Source organism: Microcystis sp. M_QC_C_20170808_M3Col (genome assembly GCF_007095505.1).
GTDB lineage: Bacteria > Cyanobacteriota > Cyanobacteriia > Cyanobacteriales > Microcystaceae > Microcystis.
The window spans coordinates 1-4,924 of record NZ_SFBY01000275.1 but is presented as its reverse complement, the minus strand read 5'-3'; the positions used below and the strand labels follow the sequence as shown (position 1 = coordinate 4,924).

At 42.0% G+C, this 4,924-nt stretch carries 4 protein-coding genes and 2 pseudogenes; 1 reads left to right on the top strand and 5 read right to left on the bottom strand.

Annotated features, from left to right (window positions below; all coding sequences use genetic code 11):
- Positions 1-896: pseudogene (locus EWV84_RS12450) on the top strand (hypothetical protein); the annotation flags it as partial.
- Between the two features lie 50 nt (positions 897-946).
- On the opposite strand, the pseudogene EWV84_RS12445 reads toward EWV84_RS12450, so the two are convergent.
- From EWV84_RS12445 to EWV84_RS12425, 5 genes and pseudogenes are all read right to left on the bottom strand, one after another.
- Positions 947-1,012, bottom strand: a pseudogene (locus EWV84_RS12445) (DUF29 domain-containing protein); the annotation flags it as partial.
- 37 nt (positions 1,013-1,049) lie between these two features.
- Positions 1,050-1,388 (bottom strand): hypothetical protein, encoded by a 339-nt coding sequence (locus EWV84_RS12440; RefSeq protein WP_286827287.1) that lies wholly within the window; start codon positions 1,386-1,388, stop codon positions 1,050-1,052.
- Between the two features lie 12 nt (positions 1,389-1,400).
- A complete protein-coding gene (locus EWV84_RS12435) occupies positions 1,401-2,267 on the bottom strand; it encodes a transglutaminase family protein (protein ID WP_287078234.1) in 867 nt (288 codons plus the stop codon).
- Complete coding sequence (locus EWV84_RS12430; protein WP_286827285.1) at positions 2,267-3,268, bottom strand: alpha-E domain-containing protein; 1,002 nt, start codon at positions 3,266-3,268, stop codon at positions 2,267-2,269. The genes EWV84_RS12435 and EWV84_RS12430 overlap by 1 nt, the downstream gene beginning before the upstream one ends.
- A gap of 82 nt (positions 3,269-3,350) precedes the next feature.
- On the bottom strand, positions 3,351-4,787 hold the full coding sequence (locus tag EWV84_RS12425; RefSeq protein ID WP_286827284.1) for a circularly permuted type 2 ATP-grasp protein: 1,437 nt from the start codon (positions 4,785-4,787) through the stop codon (positions 3,351-3,353).
- Positions 4,788-4,924 lie beyond the last annotated feature (137 nt).

Genomic DNA, 4,924 nt, shown 5'->3' with positions numbered 1-4,924 from the left:
TGACTTCTTTGCTGATGGATAAAAATGGGTCAGTAACGTTCGCTCAATCCTTTACGGGGTCAGCTTTTCAGCCATATTTTCGTTACCTGACCTCAAAAAATAAGCGAACGGTGAGTACTAAATTGTTTGCCGAAATGTTCGACACCGTTGACCTCATTTTCCGCAATGGGGTAGATTGGAAAGCCTTCATTGCCGCCTTAAAAGAAGTGCAAGTGCAGAATGAAGATACGCCGCTTCAGATACAGAGCATTGCCAATAAAGGAGATGGCGTGATAGTGGTAAAAGTCCATGTACCCCCCGATACTGATAAAGAGAAAATTCATCAAGAATTGAACCAAAATTATCAAATACAACTAGCAGCCCTCGAAGCCCAATATAAGGCACAACTCACCGCCAAAGACACGGAAATTGCCATCTATCGCCAACAAAGTGTTGATATGATGGAAATTACCAAAACCCTCGCCAACCGTCCCATCCATGTAGAAGCAAAAGCCATGAGCAATAGTAACGACAGTTCCCCAAATATTAACATCCGCGATATTAAAAATTCTGCCGTCAATTTCGGCAAAATCATCGGCGATGTAACTAATACCATTAACCAAATTGCAGCCGACGCTTCCCCAGAAAACGCCCAACTTAAAGCTTTACTGCAAGAACTGACTCAGGCGATTGAAATTGACAGCCATTTAGATGTAGAAGAAAAAGCCGAAGCCGCCAACCAAGTGAAAAAGATTGCCCAAGCTAGTCAAAATCCTGATGATGCCGGATTGCAAAAGAAAGCCCAACGAGCAGTTAATTTTCTCGAAACAATTGCTAAAGCTTTGGAACCTGCCAGCAAACTTGCCCAAGCCTGTCAAAAAGCCTTACCGATAATTTTGGGAATATTAGGCTTCTGATAGGTTTATAGTTGCGCTTTAGCGCAGTTCTAGTTAGGGCTAGAGCATCCTCGTAACTGTTTTACCGTCTCTTTTAGCCATTGATTATAATCAGTTTCGTAGGCAGTTGACGACATAATTTAACTCTTCATAGAAAATTAATTAAATGGCTCTCTATCTAGGAGAAGCCGAATTTTGTTCAAAAGTTAACTCCTCTAACACTTCCGTAACCAACTTGCCATTGGCTAAACGCTTTAAACTTCTAATCTGAATATTTACTTTAGGAGTTTCTTCTAACTGTTCAATCAAAAAATCTGCATATTTGATTATTGCCTCACGCGCCGCACTTTTTTTAGTCCAAACTTGCGCCATTTCTAACATATTAGTAACCCCAATAAACTCCTCTCCCTCCCCATCTAAACTATGATTAGCTGCATAGGCATTAGCAGTAGGACACAACAATAAAACATAGCCTAAATGTCCTTTTGTTGCTGTGCCAAATCCTTTAGCCATAAAAAATTCTCCTCAAGATAACAAATCGATGGCAATTGTCGATGATAGCTGAGATTCTATCACTTGATGACCGAGATTAACCGGTCGAGCATTTCCCTCTACCGGGGCGCAATAACGGGGAATTGGACTAGAAACGAGGCTAATATGACGGTCACTCACCGCTAATCCATGGGTAGGATCATAGCCTTTCCAGCCGCCCCCCGGCAAATACACCTCTACCCAAGCGTGTAAATATCTTTCTCCTTGGTCTAAATCTCCTTCTTGATAGCCACTGACAAAACGGGAAGCCAATCCCACACAGCGACACACATCCATAAATAAAACCACAAAATCGCGACAGGAACCCTGCTTATTTTTCCAAGTGTTTCCGGGTAGATAGGGTTCCCCAGTAAGACGAATAATTTGCTGACAATTTCGGTAAATTTTGTCATTAAGATTAAACAGGAAAGATAGCACCTGTCCCTCGGTTTCCCGCATAACTTCTTGGGCTAATGCTGCTATATCAGGGTCATTAGCTAACCCATAAAATTGTCTGTAGGGTTGTAATTGACTGTGGAGAGAAATGGGATAATCAAAGGGTAAACAGGTCGCCCAAGGTTCCAACAAATACTGAAAAGGATTAACTCCATGGGTTTCTACTTCACTCACCACATCAATTAATAATTCTTCTGTCGGTTGATTAAACCAAATTTGTAAACAAGAATTACCATCGAGGTCGATAATATTAGTTATCGTTAAAGGTTCCGGGTTAATTTTGAGCGTGAACTCTCGTAAAGTTTGCCCACCATCGGATTTTGGTCGCAAGCGCAGCAGATGGGGCGATAAAATCACGGGTTGATTATAGAAATAGTTAGTTTGATGCCGAATGTGATAACGCATTAAGTTGTTAATTGTGATTGATATTGAAAGTTATTTACTGGCAGAGGTGAGGCAAGTTCAGGATTAAAAACGAAGAAAGTTTCTGTCATTTTTATTCCCACATCATTAACTCTTTTTTGAATATGGTCGAGGAATTCATGTAATCCCGTTTCAATAATATCCTCGATAGTTAGATAACTCATTTCCGCACCAAGTCGCCCTAAACTTCTTTCTACCGAATTCCCCCAAGTTCCTATAGGAGTACCAGTAACTTGATGCAAACAGTGGTCTAATTCCCGCAGACAAAAGTGAATTGAACGAGGAAATTCTCGATTCAGAATTAAAAATTCGGCCACGTCACTAGGAGTAATCCGTCGTTGACATTTACGATACATTTCGTAGGCACTCACCGACCGCAGTAAAGCAATCCATTGAATTTGGTCTAGAGAAGTTCCTACCCATTGAGCGGAAGGTAAGAGATAATAGTATTTAACATCAAGAATTCTGGCGGTTTTATCGGCGCGTTCCTGTAATCTTCCCATAACGCCAAAATGCCAACCTTCATTATGAGTCATCGTTGCATCCATCACCCCCGCAAAACGGTGACTAGCCAATTTAACTTGGGTAAAAAAGTTCGGTAAAGTAGTTTGAGGATGGTAAGAGGAAGCATCTTTTACCATCAAGAAAAAACCATTAACCTGTTCCCACATTTCCGAAGAAATAATCTCGCGAACTGACCGAGCATTTTCTCGCGCCCAGCGCAAACAAGAGATAATTGAACTACTATATTCCGTGTCAAATGTCAAGAAATTGATCACATTTTCTGCGGTGGCTGTGCCGTAACGTTTCTTGAATTGTTCTAAATCTCCCGTGGTTAAAACCAAAGGTTCCCACTGTTGCAAAACACTGGTAGGTACATCTAACATTAAATTAAGGTTAACATCCATAAACCGGGCCACATTTTCTGCCCGTTCAATATAGCGATTTAACCAATAAATTGAATCGGCAACTCTACTAAGCATAATTAACCAGGAAAAAGTGAAAAGGAAAAAGAAAAGGGTAGGGTGGGTTAGTAACCCAGCAAAATTTTGATTATTGTCCTGATTACTTGGTTAAAACCCAAGTATCTTTACTGCCACCACCTTGAGAAGAATTAACCACTAAAGAACCCTTTTTCAAAGCCACGCGAGTTAACCCCCCGGGATGCACATAAATTTCATCGCCACGATGGAGAATATAGGGACGTAAATCCACATGACGACCTTCAATTTCCGTGTCAATTAAAGTGGGAACCCTAGAAAGACTTAACACTGGTTGAGCGATATAATTGCGGGGATTAGCGGCAATGCGTGGGGCAAATTCTGCCCTTTGTTCGGGGGTAGCTTGAGAACCGACTAACATCCCATAACCTCCCGACTCATTAGCGGCTTTCACAACTAATTTATCGAGATTATTTAAAACATAATCTAAGTCCTTTTCTCGCCAACAAAGATAGGTAGGAACGTTATTTAAAATCGCTTCTTCTCGCAGATAATAACGAATCATATCGGGGACAAAAGCATAAATAACCTTATCATCGGCGACTCCCGTACCCGGGGCATTAGCTAAAGCGACGCGACCTTCCTGGAAAACTTTTAATAATCCGGGTACACCTAACATCGAATCGGGACGAAAAACCGCAGGATCTAAAAAGTCATCATCGAGGCGACGATATACCACATCTACCCGTCTTAATCCCTTAGTGGTTTTCATTTGTAGATAACCATCAAAGACGACTAAATCACGCCCTTCCACTAATTCTACCCCCATTTGTTGGGCAATAAAAGAATGTTCAAAGTAGGCAGAATTATAGGTTCCGGGGGTTAAAACCACCACGGTGGGATTAGGCAATTGGGGCGGTGCTAAATTAAGGAGAGTTTCCAACAGATGGGAAGGATAATCATCCACCGGTTTAACATTCATTGTCTGGAAAATATCCGGGAAGGTGCTTTTCATTACCCGACGATTTTCGAGGACATAAGAAATACCGGAAGGAACCCGCAAATTATCCTCTAAAACGTACCATTGACCATCCTTATCGCGGACTAAATCGGTTCCCGTGATGTGACACCAGATACCTCCGGCGGGTTTCAGTCCCACACAGGGTTTCAGAAATCCCGTTGCCGAGGCGATTAATTCGGGGGGAATAATGCCATCTTTAATGATTAACTGGTCATTGTAGATATCGGAGAGAAAAAGATTGAGAGCTTTGATGCGTTGTTTCAGGCCTCTTTCTAAATAATCCCAGTCCTCAGCCGAGACAATTCGGGGAATAATATCAAAAGGAAAGATTTTTTCCACCCCTTGATTGTCGCTATAGACATTGAAAGTCACCCCCAATTCAAACAGGGCCGACTGAGCGGTTTCCCGGTGTTGTTGAAGTTCTCGGGGGGGCAGATTCTGCAACCATTTGATTAAAGGGGACGCGTGGGGACGAGGTTGACCATCATCTAAGAATAGTTCGTCGTAGAAGCCTTCGGGATCGTAGGTATTTAATAGCACACTGACCTCATTTCATACCTTACCAAAATTTTGGGTTAAAGCCCCGTCCTTTTAGGACGGCTTGATGTTAAAATAAAACTGGTTTGAATCCCCTGAGTGGGCGGTAGTGAATGGCTCGATTGAGTTGAACCCTTGAA

Excerpts from the sequence above, each read along its gene's own strand:
- EWV84_RS12440 (WP_286827287.1), bottom strand. The coding sequence starts at position 1,388 with ATGGCTAAAGGATTTGGCACAGCAACAAAAGGACATTTAGGCTATGTT.
- EWV84_RS12435 (WP_287078234.1), bottom strand. The coding sequence starts at position 2,267 with ATGCGTTATCACATTCGGCATCAAACTAACTATTTCTATAATCAACCC.
- EWV84_RS12430 (WP_286827285.1), bottom strand. The coding sequence starts at position 3,268 with ATGCTTAGTAGAGTTGCCGATTCAATTTATTGGTTAAATCGCTATATT.